The 24,660-nt window shown below is 45.1% G+C and carries 16 protein-coding genes; 9 read left to right on the top strand and 7 right to left on the bottom strand.

Going from position 1 to position 24,660, the window contains the following annotated elements:
• The first annotated feature begins 444 nt into the window (after positions 1-444).
• From R7041_RS14465 to pdxY, 6 genes are all read left to right on the top strand, one after another.
• On the top strand, positions 445-1,641 hold the full coding sequence (locus R7041_RS14465) for a tetratricopeptide repeat protein (protein ID WP_206949169.1): 1,197 nt from the start codon (positions 445-447) through the stop codon (positions 1,639-1,641).
• A 537-nt stretch (positions 1,642-2,178) separates the two neighbouring features.
• Positions 2,179-2,625 (top strand): helix-turn-helix transcriptional regulator, encoded by a 447-nt coding sequence (locus tag R7041_RS14460; RefSeq protein ID WP_206949168.1) that lies wholly within the window; start codon positions 2,179-2,181, stop codon positions 2,623-2,625.
• 410 nt (positions 2,626-3,035) lie between these two features.
• Positions 3,036-5,216 (top strand): ornithine decarboxylase SpeF, encoded by a 2,181-nt coding sequence (speF, locus tag R7041_RS14455; protein ID WP_005374800.1) that lies wholly within the window; start codon positions 3,036-3,038, stop codon positions 5,214-5,216.
• Positions 5,217-5,277: 61 nt separating this feature from the next.
• Positions 5,278-6,588 carry a putrescine-ornithine antiporter gene (potE, locus tag R7041_RS14450; RefSeq protein WP_206949167.1) on the top strand — a complete coding sequence of 437 codons (1,311 nt, stop codon included), beginning with the start codon at positions 5,278-5,280 and terminating at the stop codon, positions 6,586-6,588.
• 147 nt (positions 6,589-6,735) lie between these two features.
• Positions 6,736-6,924, top strand: coding sequence for an AbrB/MazE/SpoVT family DNA-binding domain-containing protein (locus tag R7041_RS14445; RefSeq protein WP_005374817.1), 189 nt, complete (start codon positions 6,736-6,738; stop codon positions 6,922-6,924).
• A gap of 101 nt (positions 6,925-7,025) precedes the next feature.
• Positions 7,026-7,895, top strand: coding sequence for a pyridoxal kinase PdxY (gene pdxY, locus R7041_RS14440; protein ID WP_042522192.1), 870 nt, complete (start codon positions 7,026-7,028; stop codon positions 7,893-7,895).
• 65 nt (positions 7,896-7,960) lie between these two features.
• Here the strand turns inward: pdxY and sstT are convergent, their stop codons facing one another.
• The 7 genes from sstT to malT all read right to left on the bottom strand — a co-directional run bounded on the left by sstT (position 7,961) and on the right by malT (position 16,683).
• Positions 7,961-9,178 (bottom strand): serine/threonine transporter SstT, encoded by a 1,218-nt coding sequence (sstT, locus tag R7041_RS14435; RefSeq protein WP_005374821.1) that lies wholly within the window; start codon positions 9,176-9,178, stop codon positions 7,961-7,963.
• A gap of 356 nt (positions 9,179-9,534) precedes the next feature.
• Positions 9,535-10,611, bottom strand: coding sequence for a ribosome small subunit-dependent GTPase A (gene rsgA / locus R7041_RS14430; protein WP_005384642.1), 1,077 nt, complete (start codon positions 10,609-10,611; stop codon positions 9,535-9,537).
• 275 nt (positions 10,612-10,886) lie between these two features.
• Positions 10,887-11,195 carry a PTS transporter subunit EIIB gene (locus R7041_RS14425; RefSeq protein ID WP_005384641.1) on the bottom strand — a complete coding sequence of 103 codons (309 nt, stop codon included), beginning with the start codon at positions 11,193-11,195 and terminating at the stop codon, positions 10,887-10,889.
• Positions 11,185-11,799 carry an SCO family protein gene (locus R7041_RS14420; RefSeq protein ID WP_206949166.1) on the bottom strand — a complete coding sequence of 205 codons (615 nt, stop codon included), beginning with the start codon at positions 11,797-11,799 and terminating at the stop codon, positions 11,185-11,187. The genes R7041_RS14425 and R7041_RS14420 overlap by 11 nt, the downstream gene beginning before the upstream one ends.
• 9 nt (positions 11,800-11,808) lie before the next feature.
• On the bottom strand, positions 11,809-12,234 hold the full coding sequence (locus R7041_RS14415; RefSeq protein WP_154204051.1) for a hypothetical protein: 426 nt from the start codon (positions 12,232-12,234) through the stop codon (positions 11,809-11,811).
• 244 nt (positions 12,235-12,478) lie between these two features.
• Positions 12,479-13,396 carry a DUF368 domain-containing protein gene (locus tag R7041_RS14410; protein WP_017820124.1) on the bottom strand — a complete coding sequence of 306 codons (918 nt, stop codon included), beginning with the start codon at positions 13,394-13,396 and terminating at the stop codon, positions 12,479-12,481.
• A 578-nt stretch (positions 13,397-13,974) separates the two neighbouring features.
• The gene (gene malT / locus R7041_RS14405; RefSeq protein ID WP_206949165.1) at positions 13,975-16,683 is read right to left on the bottom strand and encodes an HTH-type transcriptional regulator MalT; all 2,709 of its coding nucleotides are present in this window, start codon (positions 16,681-16,683) and stop codon (positions 13,975-13,977) included.
• Positions 16,684-17,417: 734 nt separating this feature from the next.
• On the opposite strand from malT, the gene R7041_RS14400 reads away from it, so the two are divergent.
• From R7041_RS14400 to glgB, 3 genes are all read left to right on the top strand, one after another.
• Entirely contained in the window at positions 17,418-19,871 is a 2,454-nt protein-coding gene (locus R7041_RS14400) for a glycogen/starch/alpha-glucan phosphorylase (RefSeq protein ID WP_258512353.1), read from the top strand.
• Between the two features lie 117 nt (positions 19,872-19,988).
• A complete protein-coding gene (gene malQ, locus R7041_RS14395; RefSeq protein WP_005374838.1) occupies positions 19,989-22,169 on the top strand; it encodes a 4-alpha-glucanotransferase in 2,181 nt (726 codons plus the stop codon).
• Between the two features lie 283 nt (positions 22,170-22,452).
• Entirely contained in the window at positions 22,453-24,645 is a 2,193-nt protein-coding gene (gene glgB, locus R7041_RS14390) for a 1,4-alpha-glucan branching protein GlgB (protein ID WP_373920997.1), read from the top strand.
• The last annotated feature ends 15 nt before the right edge of the window (positions 24,646-24,660 follow it).

Genomic DNA, 24,660 nt, shown 5'->3' with positions numbered 1-24,660 from the left:
AAAAGGAAATGTTCAACTAGATGCTAATACACTGAATCATCAGCAAAATGTGAGAGCAGGCTGTTAAGTTTTTTACAGATGCAAATTTTCTGTCACAGTCGATTTTGTTCACAAATTAAATAATAAAATAGGCGCATAGTGAGAGACTCTGCACATCATTAAAATGTAAATTTTTATGGGATGAGCAAGGGGGGATGATAGGGGATGAGAATGTCTCAGCCCCAAAACCGTGATTAAGTTCTATAAAAATGAGGGCTATATTTTTCTTTTAAAAATAAGCTGCAGTGATGTTGAATAAAATACCGCCATTAAGTCTTCGCAAGCTTCAGATTTTCGCTAAGTGGTCGTTATATAATGAAGGTAGTCGGCGTTATGTCGGCGCGTAATCATAAGATTTCCCTGAAAGGGAGTTGAATTGGGCCCTGAAACCAAAAGAGGCTATTTATGAGTAGTATGGGCATTGCCATTGCGGCAACTGGCCTTTCACTCGTCCTGATATTTGTGTGGATGATCTCGTTGTCGATGCGGAAACAGAGACTCGAGGCAGAGAGGAAAGCTCGCGAAGCCGCTTATCGAAAGGCGATGCATAAAGCGCGAGAGCAAGAGCGTAAAGAGCGAGAGTTCAAAGCAGAAACCGGGCATATCCCCACCATTTTATTTCTAGCGAAAGAAGCCGAAAAGGACAACATTCGTCAAGCGCTGTATTGGTATGATAAAGCCGCTAAACTGGACAATGTGACGGGGATGTACGGCATTGTTCGCTTAAGTGAACGCATGCGCGAAGATGTGATTTTAAAAGAGCAGGCAAACTTCTGGCGTACCGCAATTGCGGGAATGGAAGGAGATACCGAAGCGAAATTTTCGACGGGCAAGGCCTTGGTCTTTGGCCGAGGAACTGAAAAAAATATCCCAAAAGGTAACCAACTGATTGAAACTGCCGCCGAAGAAGGCTGCATTGATGCCATGATTTATATGGGGGAATGGCAGCTTTCACCAGACAATAGTGCAGGACGCAGTGCAGATGCGCTTTACTGGTTTATGAAAGCGGCGGAAAAAGACAGTGCAGATGGCAAGATCCAAGTCGGCTTATGTTACCTAAATGGCATTGGTACAGAAAAAAGCATGGTTAAAGGTTGCTACTGGCTAGAACGGGCCGCGGAAGGTGGCAGTGCTAAAGCGATGTATCATGCTGGCGAAGCGTGGAAGGATAAAGGTAAAACGGGTAATGCAATTGCTTACGTTTGGCTGTTTCTTGCTGCCAATATGGGCTACCAACCTGCGCGTACGTTGCGTGATGAAGTGGCGACCAATATTGGTGTTGATGTTGTCGTTGGATTGCAGTCCATAGCGAAGCCGTTGCAAAGAAAGCTGGCCTCAGGAATGGTGAGAAAGCACTCTATTATTCGAGCCCTTAACAAAGTGTACAAACGCGAAGCGTATTTTCCTGCGGAAGAGGAGCTCAATGCGGTGTTGAATGATGAGAATAAAGACGCCTCCGAAGCTTGGGAGGAGGCATCAACACTAGATTTTCAGCCTAAGATGACAACGGTAACAGCAGAAGACCAGGCAAGCACATCGCCCAACGAAAAAAAACTTTCTAAAGAGGCGCTCGATTTCACTCAAAACTTCCTTCAGCCATAACCTATCTTATCCAGAAGCCTCAAGATTGAGGCTTTTCTTTTGCTCTTTTGCCAGTATCTCTATCAGTCACGACAACAGAATGTAAACTTACTTAAGCAGTCATTTTACTGATGTGCATACTATTTATGCGATTTTTCAACATATTTTTAGTACTTAACTAAGATGGGATCTGTTTACCTTAAAAAAGAGGTTTTTCCCTCTTTATTTACTTCCGCTATTGGGCTTAGATCAAGCCTTTTCAATTGATAGTAATAATGATTGAAGAGCAATACTTGATGCCCCGATTTATAGGTGAATAGTATTCATTACTTTATCTAATAATGTAAATTAAAAAATGTATTATAAATCTTAAATTGTTCTTTTATATTTAGGTGTCGATTATTGATTTTATGATTAATTAGGCGCAAGATAACGTAAAAATAAAATAGCATAGTTAATATGCAGAATTACACTAGGAAGTAACTTTTTCATTACATGTTTCATAATAAATAGAGATAATTGTTTATCTCTGTTTTTATTTATATTAGAGATTTGTGTATGTTGAGAATCATTAGTGCAGATAAATTTATCTCTTCAAGGTTTATCTTAGAGTACAGTAAAGCTGAGTTCGCTTCTTTATTAGGTGTTTCCGTCGCTAAAATAAGTAATATTGAAAGTGGAAAATCTTCAATCCCCCCGGTGTATGATTACGCCATTAATTACTTGTTGAGTGAACATCCATTTAAAGATAGTGCTGTTGATACTTTATGCTCTCATGAAACGTTAAACTTTGCTCGTCGTATTGACGTCAATACCAAAGTAAAACGCTTGTCCTGTAAGCGTTGCGATAGCCGTAGACTGCACGTTATGACTGGCATGAGTGGCTTGTATTTTGTCGAGTGCATGGATTGTAAACACACTATATACTCGTCAGGCATGTCTGTAAAACGTTATCAGCAATGGTCGAATGATGGAGTCAAACTAGATAGTCATTTATTTAATTGAATTGTGTTTCCTTTGCACCTAAAGTAAAAAGCCATCAATACATGTGTTGATGGCTTTTTTATTATGTGTTTAAATTTAGTTAAAATTAAAATATTTATCATTCCTAATAATATAGTCCTAATAATTATATAGTGATGGAAATCTCAAAAAATTATTTTCTTGATATTTTATTTCTAACAACAATGGCTGTGGTCACACAATTTTTAATTATTTTTCCTTTTAAGCCTGGTTTCAATATCATTGGGCTATCAATTGGAAAGTGATGAAGATCGCGAAATTTTAATTCGAGAAAATAAGACTTTTAAATATGAAAATTTAATCACGAAATTTGTTTTTTGAATTTTAAATATCGTTTTCGTTTGTAATATCTGTACCTGTCAATTTTAAAGAACAAAAAAGAGATATTCCAAATGAAACGTTTAATTATAGGTGTTAGTAATTACATGCCAGAAGACTTCAGTTTATTAGCTGAATCTTTAGATGAACAATTTAATCGTCATTTACAACCTTTAGAGCAAGTTGAATTAACCGACGTTGGTGCGGCTATTATTACTTCAGCAGACATTAAAGCAGGTCTGCATAAAATGATTTCTGAAACGGGTTACGGTATTCCAGTTTTCTTAGTAACGGATGAAAACCCAGTTTCGGCAGAAGATTACGTTTGGCTAACTGGCGTTATCGATTTAGAAAGACAATCTATTGAGTACTACTGTCGTCAAATCAACGAAGCGGTAACCAAGTACGAATGTCGTCTGCTTCCTCCTTTCTTCAAGCAATTAACGCACTATGTTGAGATGGGTAACTCAGCGTTTGACTGTCCGGGACACCAAGGTGGTCAGTTCTTCAAAAAACACCCAGCGGGTAAACAATTCTACGATTTCTTCGGCGAAAACCTGTTCCGTAGTGACTTGTGTAATGCGGACGTGGATTTAGGTGACTTGCTGATCCACGAAGGTTCTGCACACCAAGCGCAAGCGCACGCTGCAAAAGTATTTAACGCGGACAAAACTTACTTCGTACTTAACGGCACTTCTGCTTCAAACAAAGTAGTGTGTAACGCGCTGGTAACTGAAGGTGATTTGGTACTGTTCGACCGTAACAACCACAAATCGAACCACCACGGTGCGTTAATCCAAGCGGGTGGTATGCCAGTTTACTTAGAAACGGCGCGTAACCCTTGGGGCTTTATCGGTGGCATGGATGAACACTGTTTCGATGAAGAATACATTCGTGCTCAAATCGCGAAAGTGGACCCAGAACGTGCACGCGATGAACGTCCTTTCCGTCTTGCTATTATCCAACTTGGTACTTATGACGGTACTATCTACAACGCTCGCTACGTAATGGATAAGATAGGTCACCTTTGTGACTACATCCTGTTTGACTCTGCATGGGTTGGTTATGAGCAGTTCATCCCGATGATGAAAGACTGTTCACCACTGCTGCTGGATTTGAAACCAGAAGACGCAGGTGTGATCGTGACTCAGTCTGTTCACAAACAACAAGCTGGCTTCTCTCAAACATCGCAAATCCACAAAAAAGACCGCCATATCAAAGGTCAAGCTCGTTACTGTAACCACAAACGCTTTAACAACGCGTTTATGATGCACGCATCGACTTCACCATTCTACGCACTGTTCTCTGCGCTTGATGTGAACGCGAAGATCCACGACGGCGAAGCAGGTCTGCGTTTATGGCGCGATGCGGTTAAGACAGGTATCGAAGCGCGTAAAGAAATCCTTAAGAGTTGTGAATTGATTCGTCCGTTCATTCCAGATGAAGTCGAAGGCCAACCTTGGGGCAGCTACGACACTGACGTGATCGCAACGAACAAGAAATTCTTCATGTTTGAGCCAAACGCAAGCTGGCACAAATTCGAGGGGTACGGTGAAGGTCAATACTTCGTTGACCCATGTAAATTGCTACTAACCACAGCAGGTATTGCTGAAGATGGCAGCTACGCAGATTTCGGTATTCCTGCAACGCTTTTAGCGAACTTCCTTCGTGAAAATGGCATCATCCCTGAAAAGTGCGACTTGAACTCTATCTTGTTCCTACTCACTCCTGCGGAAGATATGGGTAAGATCCGTCACCTTGTGGCTCAAATTAACCGATTCGAAAAATTCATCCGTGATGATGCCCCTTTAAGTATCGTACTTCCAAGCGTCTACGAAGCGAATAAAGAACGCTACCGTGGCTACACCATCCGTCAGCTATGTCAGGAAATGCATGACATGTACAAAGAGCTGAACGTGAAACAGTTACAAAAAGCGATGTTCCGCAGCGAGTACTTCCCACAAATGGTTCACAAACCTGACGTAGCAACACGCAAATACTTCCGTGGTGAATGCAATTACCTACCACTTAAAGAGGCCGTGGGCTGCGTAGCCGCTGAAGGTGCACTTCCTTACCCTCCAGGTATTATCTGTGTGATCACTGGTGAAGTCTGGACTCAACAGGTGGTGGATTACTTCCTATCTCTAGAAGAAGGCATTAACCGCTTCCCAGGCTTCGCGCCAGAAATTCAAGGTGTGTACCTTGAAGATGTTAACGGTCGCACTACCGCACATTGTTATGTCCTAAAAGATTAATCTACCCGTTCGCACCACGCTCCGGCGTCGGTGCGAACCGCTTATTCGTGGAGAATAATTTATGAGTACTGAAACTAAAAAAATGTCGGTGGTGCAGTTAACCATTCTGACATTCATCAACATGGCTGGCTCCGGTATCATCATGCTGCCAAGTAAACTGGCGCAAGTGGGCACCATTTCTGTGTTGTCTTGGCTGATCACGGCGGCGGGCTCTTTGGCGTTGGCTTACGTGTTCGCAAAATGTGGTCGCTTTAGTAAACGTGACGGTGGTATGAACGGTTACGCGTCTTATGCATTCGGTAAATCGGGTGCATTTATGGCGGGCTGGACTTACGGTTTGTCGCTCCTTATTGCGAATATTGCGATCGCGATTACTTGTGTGGGTTACGGCTCCGCATTCTTTGAAGTGACCCTATCTCCGGTCGAAACCTGTTTGTACACCATCGCCATTCTTTGGATTTGTACTTTCGCTAACTTCGGTGGTGCGAAAATCACAGGTCAAATTGGTACATTCACCGTGTGGGGCGTAATCCTACCAGTGTGTTCATTGGGTATTGTTGGTTGGTTCTGGTTTAACCCAACCATGTACATTGAAGCTTGGAACCCACACAGCTTGCCATTTGGTGAAGCGGTGAGTGCTTCTATTGCGATGACTCTATGGGCATTCCTTGGTCTTGAATCAGCTTGTGCGAACTCTGAAGCGGTAGAAAACCCAGAGAAGAACGTACCAATCGCAGTGCTAGGTGGTACGCTAATCGCGGCTGTGGTTTACATTGTATCGACAAACATCTGTTCTGGTATCGTTGCAAACTCTGAGCTTGCCGCTTCTACAGCGCCATTCTCAACCGTATGGACAGTGATGCTAGGTTCTGCCGCTGGTAAAGTGGTTGCGGGTATGGCGGTATTGGCTTGTGCGGGCTCTCTATTGGGTTGGCAATTCACTATCGCGTCAGTGTTCAAATCGTCTGCTGATGCGGGCTTCTTCCCTAAATTGTTCTCTCAAGTGGACAAACGCGGCACACCGATCAAAGGTATGATCGCGATTACTATCATCCAATCAGTATTGTCTCTAATGACGATTTCTCCAACGCTGAACGAGCAGTTCGAAGCACTGGTTAACCTAGCGGTAGTAACAAACGTTATTCCTTACATCTTATGTATGGGCGCAATCTTTATTATGCAGCAAGTGGCGCACGTGCCAGAGCGCGAGATGAAAACCACCAACGTTATCGCTCTGATTGGCTCTCTGTACAGCTTCTATGCGCTTTACGGCTCCGGCTACGAAGCGATGATGTGGGGCTCTATCGTAACCTTCCTAGGCTGGAGTGCTTACGGTCTGATTGCTGCGAAGCATGAGCCTTTAGCAAATTAAAAAATAATACAAAAAGAGCCTTCCCAAACGCGGTGTGGAAGGCTCTTTGTTTTTAGGCATTTACGCCAAACCCAAGTCAGCTCAACGTATTTGAGGCTAGACATCCAATGACGTGAAAACTCATTTTCGACATTTGGAGGACGAAAGATGATAAGTCAACCTGTTAAAATCGGTGACGACACCGCCGTAGTCATTCCAAGCGTAATCCTGGCTCAGCTCGGGATAAGGGAAGGAGATACCCTAGAAATCGCACTGAATAAAGACAAAATGGAAATTAAGAAGATGGTGTTGAAAACCAACGCTCCAACTTACTCTGAAGATATTGAGGAGAATTGAGTTAGAGAATCTTGGTTTGTCGGATACACTACTGGTTTCGCAAAACTGGCGCTTGCCGCTGTCTTTGAACTATCGATAACTACAATAAGAGGTAAGGTACTATGCAAGGTATCCTCTCTATACAATCTCATGTTTCTTTTGGTCATGCTGGTAACAGCAGTGCCGTTTTCCCAATGCAACGCATGGGCTTCGAAGTATGGCCGATTCATACCGTTCAATTTTCTAACCACACGCAGTATCAAGAAGGCTGGACTGGGCGAGCGTTTGCGGCTGAAGACATCAGCGAGTTAGTTCGTGGACTTGGTAACATCGGCGCGCTGGAAAAGTGCCAAGCGGTATTGACGGGCTACCAAGGTAGCGCAGAGCAGTGCCTTGCTGTTGAAGATACCGTGACGAAAGTGAAGCAAGCGAACCCGAACGCACTTTACGTTTGCGACCCTGTGATGGGCGCGCCAGACAAAGGCTGCATTGTGGCTCCGGGCATTGCTGAAAATCTTCTAACGCGTTTGATGCCAATGGCGGACGTGATCGTTCCGAACCAATTCGAGCTAAGTCAATTTGCTGAGATGGAAATCCACTCATTAGACGATGCGATCACCGCATGCCAACGTGCGCTAGAGAAAGGTCCAAAAGTGGTGCTAGTTAAGCACCTTTACTGCCTAGAAAATGGCAGCTTCAACATGCTATTGGCTACGCAAGAAGGCATTTACCTTGCGAAGCGTCCTCAATTTGAGTTTGCTAAACAACCTGTTGGCGTGGGCGATCTTATTTCAGCTATCTTTACCGCGGGACTCTTAAAAGGCTGGTCTCCTAAACAAGCTTTCCAACATTGTCACGACGCGTGTTACGGGGTGTTGAGTGCAACGTACCATGCAGGCGAATGGGAGCTGCAAACTATTGCGGCGCAGCAAGAGTTTGTTGAGCCAAGCAAACACTTCCCGATTGAAGAAGTGGCTCTGGTCACCGCATAATTGAGCGCAATTAAACAAAAAAGGGGAGCCATCATCGGCTCCCCTTTCTATTTGTTCTGTCAGTCTTACTGAGCTTTTTGCTGCTCTGATTTACAAACTGCTGCCGTAAAGACAACGTCTGTTGAGCTGTTTAGTGCAGTTTCTGCAGAGTCTTGAATCACACCGATAATGAAGCCAACCGCTACAACCTGCATTGCTACGTCGTTTGAGATACCAAACAGGCCACACGCAAGTGGGATAAGTAGTAGAGAGCCACCTGCAACACCTGATGCGCCGCATGCAGAAACCGCAGCTACAATACTTAGAAGTAGCGCAGTCAGTAGATCAACTTCGATACCCATAGTGTGCACAGCTGCAAGCGTTAGTGTTGTGATAGTGATTGCAGCACCAGCCATGTTGATGGTCGCACCTAGAGGGATAGATACTGAGTATGTATCCTCGTCCAGTTTTAGCTTCTCACATAGTGCCATGTTTACTGGAATATTCGCCGCACTTGAACGAGTGAAGAACGCAGTTACACCACTTTCACGTAGACAACGGAATACAAGTGGGTAAGGGTTTTGTTTGGTTTTAACGAACACGATCGCTGGGTTTACAACGAGTGCGATGATCATCATTGCGCCAAGAAGAACCGCCAGAAGGTGTGCGTAGCTTGCTAGTGCGCTAAAGCCCGTTGTCGCAAACGTTGAAGCAACCAAGCCAAAGATACCAAATGGTGCAAGACGAATGATAAAGCGCACAATGTGAGACACGCTGTGGCTTAGATCTTCAAATACGGCCTTCGTTGTTGCCGATGCGTGGTGTAGTGCAAGACCCAGACCCACACCCCAAGCAAGAATGCCGATGTAGTTTGCTTCTACTAGTGCATTTACTGGGTTGTCGACCAGTTTAAACAACAATGTGCGTAGAATTTCAGCAATACCTTGAGGAGGCGTTGCACCTTCAGCGCCGGTGACAAGCGTTAAATTGGTCGGGAAAAGGAAGCTTAAAACCACTGCTGATAGCGCCGCGAAGAATGTACCCATCAGGTACAGTACAACGATTGGGCGCATGTAAGTGTGTTGGTTTTTCTTTTGGTTTGCAATTGAAGCGGCAACCAAAATAAACACAAGAATTGGCGCGATCGCTTTAAGCGCACCGACAAAAAGGCTACCAATTAATCCCGCGCTTTCGGCATGGCTTGGAGAAATTGTCGCGAGCAAAATACCAAAGACGATACCGACAAGGATCTGGACGACGAGGTTACCACGAGCATATCGGGCAACGAGGCTGTTGTGTTGCATACATCATTCCTGCAATTTTATGCCAGAGTGGCAGGGCAATAGTCCATCATTACACGGCGATAATGCCCTTGTATTGCAAGGGGTGAGCATTGCTTCTGGTCACTAAGACACATGATTATCAATTATCCTGTTTTTATAAATTCAGCCATTTTCTTGCTGAATATCACATATCTTAGCTTGGTAATATTTTGTGTCTAGTTTTAGTTTGTTTTTGGATTAAATGTTTGCTCAATGTTATTTAAATAAGATTTTTATGTTGAAAATTATCATTAGTTATGAGTAATGGTTTTTAATAAAGTTGTTAAAAAGGAGACTTTCGTCTCCTTTGATTTTATTGACAACTCAAACGCAACAAATTAATAACTTTGTTGGCGCCTGCGCTTATCACTCATGGCATTGCGAGCAAGTTTACCGAATCGTCGACTTTGTGCTCGTTGCTCTGCCAAAGTCGCGCCGTTAAAGGCTTGTTCTCGCAATAGTTTTTGATAGTTATTGAAACGACGAACCTCCAGTTTGCCATTTGCAATCGCAGTTTGAACTGCGCAGCCTGGCTCAGTTTGGTGCTTACAATTGCCAAAGCGACAACGCTGAGCGAGCGCCTCAATGTCAGAAAATGCCTCACTGACCCCCGATTCACAATCTGCTAGTTGAAGCTCGCGCATTCCCGGAGTATCAATCAAGATGCCGCCATCAGGTAATAGATGGATAGAGCGCGATGTAGTTGTATGTCGCCCTTTGCTATCGTCTTCACGAATATGCCCAGTTGCCTGTTCTTGTTGCCCGAGTAATGCATTAACAAGAGTTGATTTGCCAACGCCTGAAGAACCGATAAAAGCGAGGGTTTGTCCTTCTTTGCACCAGGTCATGAGTTTAGAAGCACTCTCTATTTCTAAGCCGTTGACTGTCTCTATAGCTAATAGAGGGTCGAGCTTCTGTACTTGGCTTTTTAGTTCATCAGTATTGTCACACAAATCGGCTTTGGAAAGCACGATGACGGGTTCGACTTCGGCTTCATGAGCCAAGGCAAGATAGCGTTCAATACGACTTAAATTGAAGTCGTCGTTAAGGGAACAGACGATAAACACTGTATCCACATTGGCTGCGATAAGTTGCTCTACCACTTTGCTGCCAGCGGCTTTGCGGCTAAAGAGGCTCAAGCGATCCAGTAAGCGAACAAATTGCTGATCTTCATTTAAGATTACCCAGTCTCCGACGGTCATGTTGGGTAAAGAATGGTGGGCATTAAGATGAACTTGCCCAGTTTCTGTTGCCAATAAATAACCACTTCGGTGATGCGCAATTACACGAGCAAAGATAGTGTTGTCGTAATCGTCTAATGTCAGTTGTTGCTGAAAAAATGGTTTCCAACCCAATTGTTTTAGAGGGTTTGAAGTTGAAACTAATGTGTCACAAAAAGTATGTGTTTGATTCATTATTGAATTATCCCAGACGCAACAAAGCGCCTTAATACAAATCGCATTAGGGTCTAATTCGGATAGAGTTGACCCCGGTGAAGACCGGGCAGAGAAGGGGAGTTGTGGTTATGCCACAGAGTTGGTGCTGTTAGGATTACCCTTGCGATGCCCAGTTAGTGTTATTCAATACAATCATCTTGTGTCCTCTTCGTTGGTTAATAAATAAGTGAGTTAATTAAGCCAAAAGAGTATAGCTGCCCTTTTTTAAAGAGGGTAGCTATACTGCAAAAATATTAACTTTGTTTTGTGATGCGCTCTTCCATAATCTGCGAATACGTGTTGGCTTTTAAGCCGTATATGATTTGGACATGACGATCATCCAATATCACGACGCCATGCGCGCCATGATTTTTGAGTGCGTTCTTATCGATGACGGACGTCGCTCTGAGGGTAAGACGCAGCCGAGTCGCACATGCACCAGTTTCTAGCAGGTTCTCTATGCCCCCAATGGCGTCAATGATCGTATCGACGTCTTGTTCGACATTGGGGTTGGTATGAGTTAGGAAATTGAAAAATTGCTTCAGCACTGACTTAACCGTCATTTGAAGAGCCTTCGGTCGTTAGTTTTGAAATGGCTTCAACAATCGGTGCCGGCGAGAGCGTATGCGGTACTTTAGTGATTAACGTGCCATCCGGCTTCAAGAAGTAAAAGTAAGAGCTATGATCCAGCGTGTACTTTAGTTCCGAGCCTTCCAATTCTGTCTTGCGGAAAATGACACCATAGCTGTGTGCCAAAGGTGTCGTTACATCAAGTGGTGCCGATAGGCCTTCAATCATTGGATGGAAGTAATGGGCATATTTTGCTGATGCATCGGCCTCATCACGCTCTGGGTCTAAAGAAATGAACATCGGGCGTAGTTGTGCTTTTTGCGCGTCGTCAATTTGATTCAGTGCTCCTGCCAGCATTGCAAGAGAAGTTGGGCAAACGTCTGGGCAGCGAGTAAAGCCAAAATAGACGACTCGGATGCGAGGGTCATTCACATCGAAGATATTGACGGCTTGGTTATTTTCCCCAAACAATACCGTTTGTTGAGAGGTGGAACTGTCCACTTGCTCTGGCTTCGTTTTCTGATTATCTAAATAGCTCTTTACGCCAAATCCGAGTGCGAAAGCAGCTACGAGAAATAGGGACCAATTGCGGCTCATAACGATTCCTTATCTTTGCATTTTTATAGCAGGGTAAACGGTATTCTCTCCATCACTGAGTTCACCAACCCAAGTCATTGCATCCTCCGTGCAAACCGGGAGAATGATGTCACCTTGATATTGGCCAGGAGCGATTTGCTTCAGTAAAAACTTAGGCTCACCCATCTCCATTTCTCTTCCTGAAAGACTTAGGATGAGTTGCTTAGCATCGCTTGTATGCCACTCAACATTTAGAGTGGTAGGAACCAAGGGTTGAGCAGTTTCTGAGTTTAGCGTCATCGTAACATTTTCTTGGACGCAAGAGGTTGTAGAGAGAAAGCAGTATTCATCTATTGACATGCTTTGAGTGGAAGAAGAAAAGCTTTTTATTAGAGTCGGGGCATAAAATCCCGCAACTAATGCGGCTGAAACAGCGGCGATTTGTAACAGTTTCATTAAGGTTCAGCATTTATCACTTAACATTACGAGCATCGTAGCACAGATGCGCCGCTCGCCAACTCGTGACCTCGGTAAATTGTGCGTTATACCTCGGTGACCAGCTTCTTAGTAACGCGACGGACTTTATTGCATCAAATACAGCAGAGTTTTCAATTGAGATGTTTTTGCCCTTAGCCAATAGATAAAAACGGAGCCAATTGGCTCCGTTTTTATTTGGTTCAGTATGTGTTTGATACCAAAGTTATTTATCTGAATCTGCGAATTTCTCTAGACCCAAAACCAGAGCAATGGCTGCAAGCATCATTACGACAGCAAGTACTAACTGAGAAGGTTGTGATGTCACGTGTTCAAATTCAAATGGTGATAGGTTGTGCTGTAGCAATGGCACTTGTTCGCCCTTCGAATTGGTGCGCCAAGTGATGGTTTCTTTCCATGGCCAAATCTTTGGCAACGTACCAATCATTAATCCAGTCAAAAACATCAGGGTGAAATCACGGAACTTGCGTAGTAACCACGACAATAAGTGAGAGAAGGACAGTAAACCGATCACGCAGCCAGACAAAAATAGCGCTAATGTATCGACTTGAAAACCTTTCACTGCGGCTAATACAGGAGCATACATGCCAATCAGCAGCAAAATAAAACTGCCAGAGATACCCGGCAAGATCATCGCACAAATCGCGATAGCTCCAGCGAATAAGGTGTTAATGGCCGTTGGTTCCATGTGTAAAGGTTTGAGCACAGTAATACTATAAGCAAACCCGACACCAACGAGCAGAATGACAAAGCGGACAAGATCGCGTTGCTCAACCTGACGAATAATGTGATACACAGAGACCAAAATTAGACCAAAGAAAAATGACCAAAGCGGGATCGGGTGTGTGTCAAGAAGCCAAGTAATCAACTTTGCTAGCGTTGCAATACTGGTGAAAATGCCGGCAAACAGAGCGATTAGGAAAAATCCGTTGATGTGATTAAACGCGGCTTTAAACCCTTCTTTTCGCCAGATAGAGAAAAGTGAGGGGTTAATGCGTCGAATGCTTTCAAGCAGCGTATCGTAAATACCAGTGATAAACGCGATGGTGCCGCCAGATACACCAGGTACAACATCTGCTGCACCCATGGCGATTCCCTTGAAGAAAGTAATTAAGTAGTTCATTGCTCTAATGCTAAGTCGTTTCGATGGCAGAGAGTATACAAACATTGCGATGAAAAAAGTATGAAATAGTGCTGTAACTACTTGGTTTTATATCCAATCTATTGCCTATCTTTATTACCCGCCAAGAGACAATGCCGCCGTAACGAGCTTTTAATGCTTGGTTTACATTTTTGAGATGATTAACTCTACTATCAATTATCAATCTTGGTTGCATTGTGCAATTGCAATTTGCATTATCAAATTGCATTTTGATAATTTGCGCGTGAATAAATCCAGCTTATATGAGATCTTGTGCCCAAAAATAAGTCTTTGCATTTTGGCATGATTAATGCATAATACTGCTCGACCCTTCTTAAGCCGAGGGTCACCTAGCCAACTGACGTTGTTAGTGAATACAATTTGTTCACACTAAATATAAGCCAATCGCGATTATTGCGGTTGGCTATTTTTTTATATGAACAACGTTACTTACGTGCTTTGCAAATTGCACTTCACTTACTGTCAGTCATAAAAAAGGGCTGACGTGTTACGCCAACCCTTGTGTTTTACTTTACGTTTTAACCCGTTTATCGAGCAGTTCAGTATCCCATCAACTGCAGCAAATTTTCAGCTGTCACAATGGCTTCTTTACGATTAGCAATATTAAGCTTTTGGTACAGGTTGCGAATGTGGGTTTTAATTGTCGTACCTGCCACATCCAGCTCTTGTGCGATTTGCTCGTTACTAAAGCCTGAATAAATCAGCCCCAGAACCTGCCATTCGCGTTGTGTTAATGGGCTGGTACGTACTAGCTCTGGCACATTAGGGTGATTCACCAACTTTTCAATAAAGTCTTCATCAAAGTGAATCGACCGGCTACGTTGATTCGATGAAATGTCCTTCATTAACTGTTGAGCACGGTGACGCTCAAGATCGCCCAGTTCATGGCGGAGGCTCAACTTCTCCAGCAGACCGCCAATGGTTGCACCATCAATCAGGAAGTTTCCGACCATGCCAGTTTGGTTCGTCATTACTAATGCTTCTTTTAACAGTGCCTTGGCTTTCTCCTCATCTTTTTGGCGAGCAGAAAGGACCGCTTCAACCACTAAGTTGCGATTAGTATCTGTGATTAGGTTAGTGCGACGAGCTTCACCTTGGAGGAAATCTAACGCAGCACGAGCGTCGGTATATTGGCCTAAGTTAATGTGGGCGCGGGCAATGTTACGCCATTGCAATTGAGAAAAGTGGTTGCATGCCGATTCAGGACGAACCGCAGTGTTGAGCCATTCTTGCATTGCATCGGTATTCCCGCGCGCTTGCCAAAATAGAATCAACGATAGTGAAGCGTTTGCAGTCCAATCTACGTGGTAAGTCGACTGTTTCATCAAGTGCTGTATATGCTCAATGAATTTACCGGCTTTGTCTAATTCACCACGTCCAATCGCAATACGCGCCAACATCGAATAGCTATGTAAGTGCTTGCTTGGTGAATGGTTTTCGAGAATTTGCAGACCTTTGTACGCGCATTCTTCCGCTTCATCAAGTCGGTTCCAGCACCAAAGTACTTGCGCGCGAATACGCAGCAAAAATTCATGAAGAGGAACATGCTGAAGCTGCTGATCTTCAATCAGACGGAATGCGGAATCTTGTAGTTCAAAGGCAGCTTGCACGTAACCTTGTGCAATTAAAATCTCGCTTTGCTGCAATATTGCCCATAACGCTTGGTGATATACCTGATACTGACGAGCTAGCTTTTCAGTTTGTTGCATCATCGGCAAAGCACGGTCTAGTTTACCTAGCACGTGGTTAACTTCACCAACAACCGAAGTCGCCACAATTCGGCTACGGTAAATTGTGTTATCAAGTTGGCTAAGCGCTAGCTCCGCTAATTCGAGAGCTTTTTCTGGTTGGTTACTGTTGATAGCCACTTGAGCAAGCAACGCGTTTGCTTGACCTTGATAATGAATATCTAACGCAATGTTACGCTTTTTGTGTTCCTCTTCCGCTTCTTCAAGCAGGTGGCCCACTTGGTTATAACGATGCTGACTTTGAGCCAACCATGCTCGGAGCATCGTAAGTTTTGGGTGGCTGAACAACAGATCATCGTCCAACTTGTTAATTGAGCTTTCCAGTGTGCTGAGTTCGCCTTGGTTAAACATCTTCCAGCCGAATTCGTTTAGGATCTCTACCACTAAGTCCTTATCATTCGATTTTTGTGCATGATGAATCGCTTGGTGTGGTGCTTTTTGCTGTAACCAAGCGATAGCAGCATTGCGGTGGAGATCTTTTTCTTGCTGAGGAATACGAGCTTGGCGCTCATGAGACAAAAACTCGCCAAATAAGTTATGGAATCGGAACCAGTTCTGTTCCCCTTCGAGTGGGTAAATGAATAAGCCGTAACGGTTAAGCGATTCAATCATTCCCAGTGCATCTTCGCGTTGGGTAAGGGCAAACACTAGCTCATCATTGAAGTGGTCAAGCACGGATACTTGCATTAAAAAGTGACGAGTTTCGTGATCGAGTAGGTCAAACACTTCTTCGACCAAGTAATCCCACAAGTGCGCGTGATTGAACTGCGATACCGACTCTACAGTTTGTGCCAATGTGCGGTTTTGATGTTGGGCTTGTAATGCGATCAACTGCATCGCCGATGGCCAACCTTCAACATAGGTTCTTAGGCTGTTCGCCATGTCTTCATCAATACCATCGGCGATACGCTGGTTAAAGAAGCGAGTGGTTTCTTCGGTATCAAACGCCAACATCTCGTTGCCGATTTCGATCATTAAATCACGAACACGTAAGTTTGCAGTGCCCAGAGGCGGCGCTGCACGACTGGTTACCACAACGGTGAGGTTGTCTGGCATGTGCTTTAAGAAGAAACGCATGGATTCATGGATTTCATCATTCGTGATTAAATGGTAGTCATCAAGCACCACGTAGCATTCTTGATGAAAGTCAGCCATTTCAGCGAATACTTCGCTAAATAGGGAGCGTAAAGACGAGATCTGACGTTTTTCCGCCAGTTTTTGTGCGTTAGCGCAACTGAAGTTGGTGGCTTTGTTTAATGCTTGAAGCAGATAGTTTACAAAGCGAAAGCCGTCGTTATCGCTGTCATCAATGCTGTACCAACCGACGTTTGGCTTATCGGATAGCCACTGCGCTGCCATTGTTGTTTTTCCGTAACCTGCTGGGGATCGGAATAAAACCAATTTGTAGTAAGGCGCTTGCTGTAGTAAGTCCAACACTCGTGGGCGCACGATGGCATTGTGCAGGCGTCCTGGTCGAGTAAGCTTAGATGGAATCCACATTAGTAGTTATGTCCTTATTTATGTATACCCAAATGACAGCAACGTGATCATTCTAGTAAAGCCCCCTTGAAAGCCGTCTTACTGAATGATGTCATCAGCATCAAAAACACTGTTTGAATACCGGATAATGTCGCTACTATTGGGGCTTGCGTCCGTCTGAAAAACCATTCCATACGGTCACTTAGATATAAAAGCTAGCGAAAACTAGAAATAACTCACATCGCCTAATTCTAGTTTGTATAAAAAGCGTACAATCCTGTGAGCTGAGAGGGATGTTACGACATCAGAAATGTTCGTTACTTTGATCCACTTCCTAATTCTCAAGGGTTGATGGATTTACCATCAACTACGCCCTTTATTTGTGATTGTCGTCACTTAAATGTCGTTTGTTTCGTTAGCGTTAAGATCGCGTTGCACATAGATTACGAAAAGTTCTTCTACGCTGACCGAGTTAATGTGACCGATATTACAATTTTCACATCATCAGATGAGTGGACTATAAAAAGCGTCATGAACGGGTTTTAACCTTTCTCACATTCCATTGTGATCAAAATCACTAAGAACTGGTGCAAAGTTCACTTTGTTGAGATTTGGATCACTAACCTAGCAATGGTACCCCCTCTACGCCCTCAGCCCTCCTCCTTCAAAGGATGAGAATTAGGAGGATGTTTATTCACAGAGGTAAATGCACGATGTATGGCAGATGAATTACCAAAAGACGTGAGAATTTCGTAATGAAACCTACTCAACAAAAACAATTTGACAAGAAGTCGTTCCAAGAAAGCGTAAAGAAACACTTATCTGTAACTTACGCTCATACGATTGAAAACGCAGACAGCCGCGCATGGTACCTAGCAATGGGGCATGCTCTGGCTGAATTTACTACTCTAGATTTGCTTGCGACAGAAGAAGATCCACGCATTAAAAGTGCGAAGAGCGTTAACTACCTTTCGCTAGAATTCCTTATCGGTCGTTTGACGGGTAACAACCTAATCAGCATGGGTCTGTATGAACAAGTAACAGAAGCAATGGCTGAACTGGGTTACAACCTAACTGATCTGCTAGAAGAAGAGCGCGACCCATCATTGGGTAACGGTGGCCTTGGTCGTCTGGCTGCGTGTTTCATGGATTCATGTGCGGCACAAGAATTCCCAACTGTCGGCTATGGTTTACATTACGAATACGGTCTATTTAAACAGTCATTCAAAGATGGTCGCCAGCAAGAAGCACCTGACGCATGGCGCGGTGTAGAAGGCTACCCTTGGGAAATTGCGCGTCCAGAACTTGCGCAAGAGATCGGTTTCTACGGTCACGTTGAAGTGATTAACGAGAACGGTAAAGAGGTTCGCAAATGGGTACCAGGCATGACAGTAAGAGCAATGCCTTGGGATCTTCCAATTGTGGGTTACGAATCAGACACGGTTTACCCGCTACGTCTTTGGGAATGTCAGGCGATTGCACCATTTTCACTAGCAAGCTTTAACAATGGTGATTACTTCGAAGCTCAGCACGCACTGATCGACGCAGGTAACATCACTAAAGTGCTTTACCCGAATGACAACCACGAGAAAGGTAAAACACTGCGTCTAATGCAGCAGTACTTCCACTCAGCAGCGTCTGTACGTGACATCCTACGTCGCCACGAAGCTGCGGGCTACTCGCTAGCGGATCTACCTAAGCAAGAAACTATCCAGCTTAACGATACACACCCAACGATTGCGATTCCTGAACTAATGCGCATCCTGATGGATGAAAAAGGTTTCGCTTGGGAAGCGGCTTGGGAAATCAGCTCTAAGACATTTGCGTACACCAACCACACGCTACTTCCAGAAGCACTAGAGACATGGCCAGAGTCGCTAATCCAGCACCTGCTACCACGTCACATGGAGATCATTTACGAGATCAACCACCGCTTCCTACAAGACGTACGTGCAATGTGGCCGGGTGATGTCGCGAAGCAACAGAAGCTTTCTATCATCGAAGAAGGTTTCCACCGCATGGTTCGCATGGCAAACCTATGTGTAATCGGCTCTTACGCAGTAAACGGTGTAGCAGCACTTCACTCTGAATTGGTTAAGAAAGACCTATTCCCAGAGTTCCACGAAATGTACCCGACACGTCTACACAACGTAACGAACGGTATTACGCCACGTCGCTGGTTGAAGTTCTGTAACCCAGGTCTGTCTCAGCTTATCACTGAGAAAGTCGGCCCAGAATGGCCAGCGAAACTAGAGCAACTTGAAGGTATTGCGAAGTACGCTACTGACGCGACATTCCAAAAAGAATTCATGGCAGTGAAGAAAGAGAACAAAGAACGCCTAGCAACTTGGGTGAAAGACAACATGGGTATCGAGCTCGATACTAATGCAATCTTCGATGTTCAAATCAAGCGTCTGCACGAGTACAAACGTCAGCATCTAGACTTGCTACACGTACTGTCTCTGTACCACCGTATTCTTAATGAACCAGGTTTTGAGTGTACGCCACGCGTTGTGTTCTTCGCAGCAAAAGCAGCACCGGGTTACCACCTAGCGAAAGAAATCATCTTCGCAATCAACAAGATTGCAGACAAGGTGAACAACGATCCTCGCATCGGTAACAAGCTGAAAGTGGTATTCATCCCTGACTACCGCGTGAGCATGGCTGAAATCATTATCCCTGCGGCTGACGTTTCTCAACAAATCTCGCTAGCGGGTAAAGAAGCATCAGGTACAGGTAACATGAAGATGGCGCTAAACGGTGCGCTAACTATCGGTACAATGGATGGTGCAAACGTTGAGATTCGTGAGGAAGTAGGCGATGAGAACATCTACATCTTCGGTCTAGATGTTGAAGGTGTGAAAGCGCTGAAAGCTCAAGGTTACAACCCATTTGATTACTACAATGCGGATCACTTACTCAAAGCGTCAATGGACTTGCTATTGGGTGAAGAGTTCACACCAGGCCAACCAGGCTTACTGCGTGCCACATACGACAGCCTACTAGACGGTGGTGACCCATACTTATGTCTCGCGGATTTCGCCTCTTACGTGAAAGCACACGAAGACATGAGCGAACAATATAAAGATCAAGCTGGCTGGGCGAAGAAGGCCATTCTTAATACCGCCCTTGTTGGCAAGTTCACGTCAGACCGCTCAATCCGCGACTACGTGAACAATATCTGGAAACTTGAAGCGGTGAAACGCTAATAGAACCTAGTTAAGACCAAGGTAGCCAAGCGCTACCTTTGGTCATTTTCCAAAAGAAGTTATTGATAACAATAAAACCCTACATGGAAGGTGTTGGTATTACCTTCGGAGAAAGCGATGAAAGAACAAACAGCATTAAAGAAAGTCGCGGAAATGGCGAGATTGGCTGATAGCTATGTCAGTGCTTGGGGAGATGAGGCTAAAGTGTCTGAGGAGACGCTACGCCGCTTGCTCGCTTCGCTTGGCTACGATACTAGCAGTGATGAAAAACTACTGGCTTCTGCTGAAAAGAAACATAAAAAAGACGTACTAGCCCCTGTTCTTGTTTTACGCGACGGCGAACCAGTCGAAGTGGAACTAAACCTAGGTACGAGTGCTCGTGAGAGTGAATTCAGCTGGCGTTTAGAAACAGAACAAGGAGAGGTACTTGAAGGCTATCTTCAGTCCCAAATTGTTCGTGATGAGCGTGCTGAGGGTGGCCCTCTAGTGTTTGCATTGCCAAAGAACTTGGCTTGGGGTTATCACAAACTGATCATCAGTCGTAAGCGTCGTAAAACACCTTACGAGATGTCATTGATCATTACGCCGAAAGCGTGTTTCAAACAAGACGATCTAAACCAACACAAAAAGCTATGGGGTCCTAGTATCCAGCTTTACACACTGCGTACTCAGCATAACTGGGGCATCGGTGATTTTGGTGACCTAAAACAACTGGTGAGTGATATTGCCTCTCGTGGCGGTGACTTCATTGGCTTGAACCCGATTCACTCGCTGTTCCCTGCGAATCCAGAAGGGGCAAGCCCATACAGCCCGTCTTCTCGTCGCTGGCTGAACATCATGTACATCGACGTAAGCTCTGTACCTGAGTTCGCGCTTAGTGCAGAAGCACAACAGCGAGTGGGTAGCGCAGAGTTCCAACAACGTCTACAAAAAGCGCGAGACTCTCATTGGGTGAATTACACCGAAGTTTCGCAACTAAAAATGAGCGTTCTTCCGCTGCTATTCAGTGAGTTTAAAGCTCGCCATTTAGACAAGAACACCGATCGCGCTCGTGCCTTCTTGGACTTTGTTGAAAAAGGCGGCGACAGCTTGCTACATCAAGCTGCATTCGATGCACTTCATGCTGATTTACATGCAGAAGATGCAAACATGTGGGGCTGGCCAGTATTCCCTGAGAAATACCGCACATTCGACGCAGCTGGTACTCAGAAGTACATTAAGGACAACCAAGATCGTGTTCACTTGTACATGTACCTGCAATGGATCGCAGACGATCAAATCAAAGAAGCGCAAGCGCTAGCCGAAGAAAAAGGCATGGCTGTGGGTTTGTACCGTGACCTTGCGGTTGGTGTTGCAGATTCAGGCAGCGAAACATGGGCTGACGAAGGCGCGCTAGTATTGGATGCAAGCATCGGTGCGCCACCAGATGTACTTGGTCCACTAGGCCAAAACTGGGGTCTGCCTCCGCTTAACCCTCAGGTTTTAGAAGCGACTGGCTACGACGCTTACATCAAATTGCTACGTGCTAACATGAAGCATTGTGGTGCATTGCGTATCGACCACGTACTTGGCCTGCTTCGCCTTTGGTGGATTCCAAAAGGCGAGAAAGCGACAGAAGGCGCATACCTGTACTACCCAGTTGAAGACATGCTAGCAATCCTAGCGTTGGAATCTCACCGTCATCAGTGTTCTGTAATCGGTGAAGACTTGGGTACTGTACCTGATGAAATCGTTGATATCCTTCGTGATGCGGGTGTGCATTCGTACAAAGTCTTCTTCTTCGAAACATCAAAAGACGACGGCGGTTTTATTTCTCCGAAGCACTACGCTGAGCAGTCTATGGCTGCGCTGTGTACGCACGATATGCCAACACTACGCGGTTTCTGGCACTGTGATGACTTGAAGATGGGGCGTGAGATTGGTCTGTACCCTGATGAGCAGCAGTTGGAAGGCCTATTCGCTGACCGCTTGAAGTGCAAACAAGGCATTCTAGACAGTGTTCGCTGGCATGGCTATCTGCCAGAAGGCATTGGTCATGATGCTCAGTACGTGCCAATGGATTCATACCTAAGCGAAGCGCTGCAACTGCACGTAGCCGCGGGTGACTCTGCACTGCTTAGCGTTCAGCTTGAAGACTGGCTAGAAATGGATCAACCTGTCAATATTCCTGGTACGGTGGATGAGTATCCAAACTGGCGTCGTAAATTGTCGATGAACCTAGATGAAATCTTCAGCCGTGAAGATGTGAATCGTATTTCTAAACGCCTTACTGAAGTTCGCGCACAGGCGAGTAAGTAAGATGCCTAGAGTGGCGTAGATGGACGAGCTGATTACCAATTTTGTTAGCTCAGAGGTACGAAAGTTCCGTCTAGGTCACTCATTCCTAAAACACAATCCGTTAGGATGAAGTACCGTTATTATGCCCGCGACAATAGCGGGCATTTTTGTATTTTGACGCCGTTTACGCAACGAACGTGAGAAGCGGAGTCTTTTTGTGAGTTCACAACGTTGGCTGTGGAGAAACCGATGTTTGATTCAGATCTCTGGTCTTGAAAAGGATGTTGGCTCTAGGGAGAAAGATTTGAAAACCACCAAAACCAAGAAAATAAAGAAACAACACGAACGCGCATACGAACTGCTTGCTGAGGCGGCTTACTCAGATCCATTTGCGGCGCTGGGTCCATTCATTGACGACGAAGCTTCGCTGAGAGTTTGGATGCCGGGCGCAAACAAGGTTGAACTGCTTGTTAATGGTGAACCTCGCGTGGCGCTTGAGCGTGATGGCGACAGCGGTTTCATCTTAAAAGAACAACGCGATTTACACCTGACCCACTACCGTTTAGCGGTCGATTGGAATGGTGTTGAACAAATTATTGATGACCCGTACCAGTACCACAATATCTACCAAGAGTACGAGCATCTGCATACGCCAAAAGACATGTATCGCTACATGGGCGCGCACTTTGTCACGCTAGAGCGTGGCGGTGAAAACATCTCTGGTGTGCGTTTCCTTGTTTATGCACCACATGCATCTGCTGTTAGCCTTGTGGGTTGCTTCAACCAATGGGATGGCCGTCGTCATCCAATGCAACGCTTAGACTACGGTATCTGGGGCCTATTCATTCCTGGTTTGGAAGAGGGGGTACAATACAAATTTGAGCTCAAAGGGCCAAATGGGGAAGGGTTGCCACACAAACAAGACCCTTGGGGTTTCTACTCTGAGCAATACCCATCGTTCGCATCCATTACCTACGATCACAAGCGTTACCAATGGCAAGATGCGAAATGGCAAAACCGTGCAGTGACACAAAAGCGTGATGAAGCGTTATCGTTTTACGAGCTACATGCTGGATCATGGAAGCGCGACGAGAACGGTGATTTCCTGAACTACCGCGAACTCGCGGAGCAGTTGGTGCCATACCTTGTGGATATGGGCTACACCCACGTTGAGCTGATGCCTGTGTCTGAGCATCCATTCTATGGTTCATGGGGCTATCAACCTGTTGGCTTGTTTGCACCAACTAGCCGTTTTGGCTCACCTGATGATTTCAAATTCTTCGTGGATGCGTGTCACCAAGCTGGTATCGGTGTAGTGCTGGATTGGGTTCCTGCGCATTTCCCATCGGATGATCATGGTTTAGCTAACTTTGATGGTACGCCTCTGTTCCATGATCCAGATCCTCGTCGCGGTTGGCACCAAGATTGGAACTCCTACATTTACGATTTAGGCCGTGAACATGTACGTCGCTTCCTTGTCTCGAATGCGCTGTACTGGTTTGAACAATTCCATATTGATGGCATTCGTGTCGATGCTGTTGCGTCGATGCTCTATCTCGATTATTCACGTAGCCACGATCAGTGGGTCCCGAACGTTGATGGTGGCAACGAAAACTACGACGCAATCGCAACCTTAAAATGGATGAACGAAGAAGTGTACAAGTACTTCCCGAATGCGATGACGATTGCGGAAGAGTCAACGGCGTTTCCGGGTGTGTCTGCGCCAACCTTTATGGGTGGTTTAGGCTTTGGCTTCAAGTGGAATATGGGGTGGATGCACGACAGTCTTTCATACATCAAAGAAGATCCTGTTCACCGCAAATACCACCACAATACCATCACATTTCCGCTAGTTTATGCGCACAGCGAGAACTACGTCTTGTCTCTCTCTCACGACGAGGTGGTGTACGGCAAAGGCTCTATTCACAACAAGATGCCGGGCGATGAATGGCAGCAAACCGCAAACCTAAGAGCATACTACGGTTATATGTATGGTCAACCGGGCAAAAAGCTGAACTTCATGGGCGCGGAAATCGGTCAAACGGCGGAGTGGAACCACGATGATCAGTTGCAATGGTTCTTGCTAGAATACGAGCGTCATCAAGGCGTTCAAAAGCTGATGCGAGATTTGAACCACTTGTACCGAAATGAAGCGGCGATGCACGATCAAGATTGTGTTCCTGCTGGTTTTGAGTGGCGTCTACAAGACGAAGCGGATGCGAGCATCCTAGCGCACGAGCGTATTAGTAAAGAAGGTGAGCGTATTCTGATCATCACCAACTTTACGCCCGTACCACACAAGCGCTTTCGTTTAGGCGTTCCAAATGCAGGTCAATACGAACTGCTACTGAATACAGACGACAGCAAATACGGCGGCAGCGATTTTAAAGTGCTGACCAGTGTGAAAACGGAAAAAGTTGAAAGTGAATCACTGCCTCAATCACTTGAGCTTCGTTTGCCTCCACTTTCAACCGTGTTCTACAAGCTGCACAAATAATTTAGTCTAATCAAA

Source organism: Vibrio sp. 1751 (genome assembly GCF_033339895.1).
GTDB classification, from domain to species: Bacteria; Pseudomonadota; Gammaproteobacteria; order Enterobacterales; family Vibrionaceae; genus Vibrio; species Vibrio alginolyticus.
Note: the sequence above shows the minus strand (reverse complement) of the source record. Positions and strands in the feature narration are given on the sequence as shown.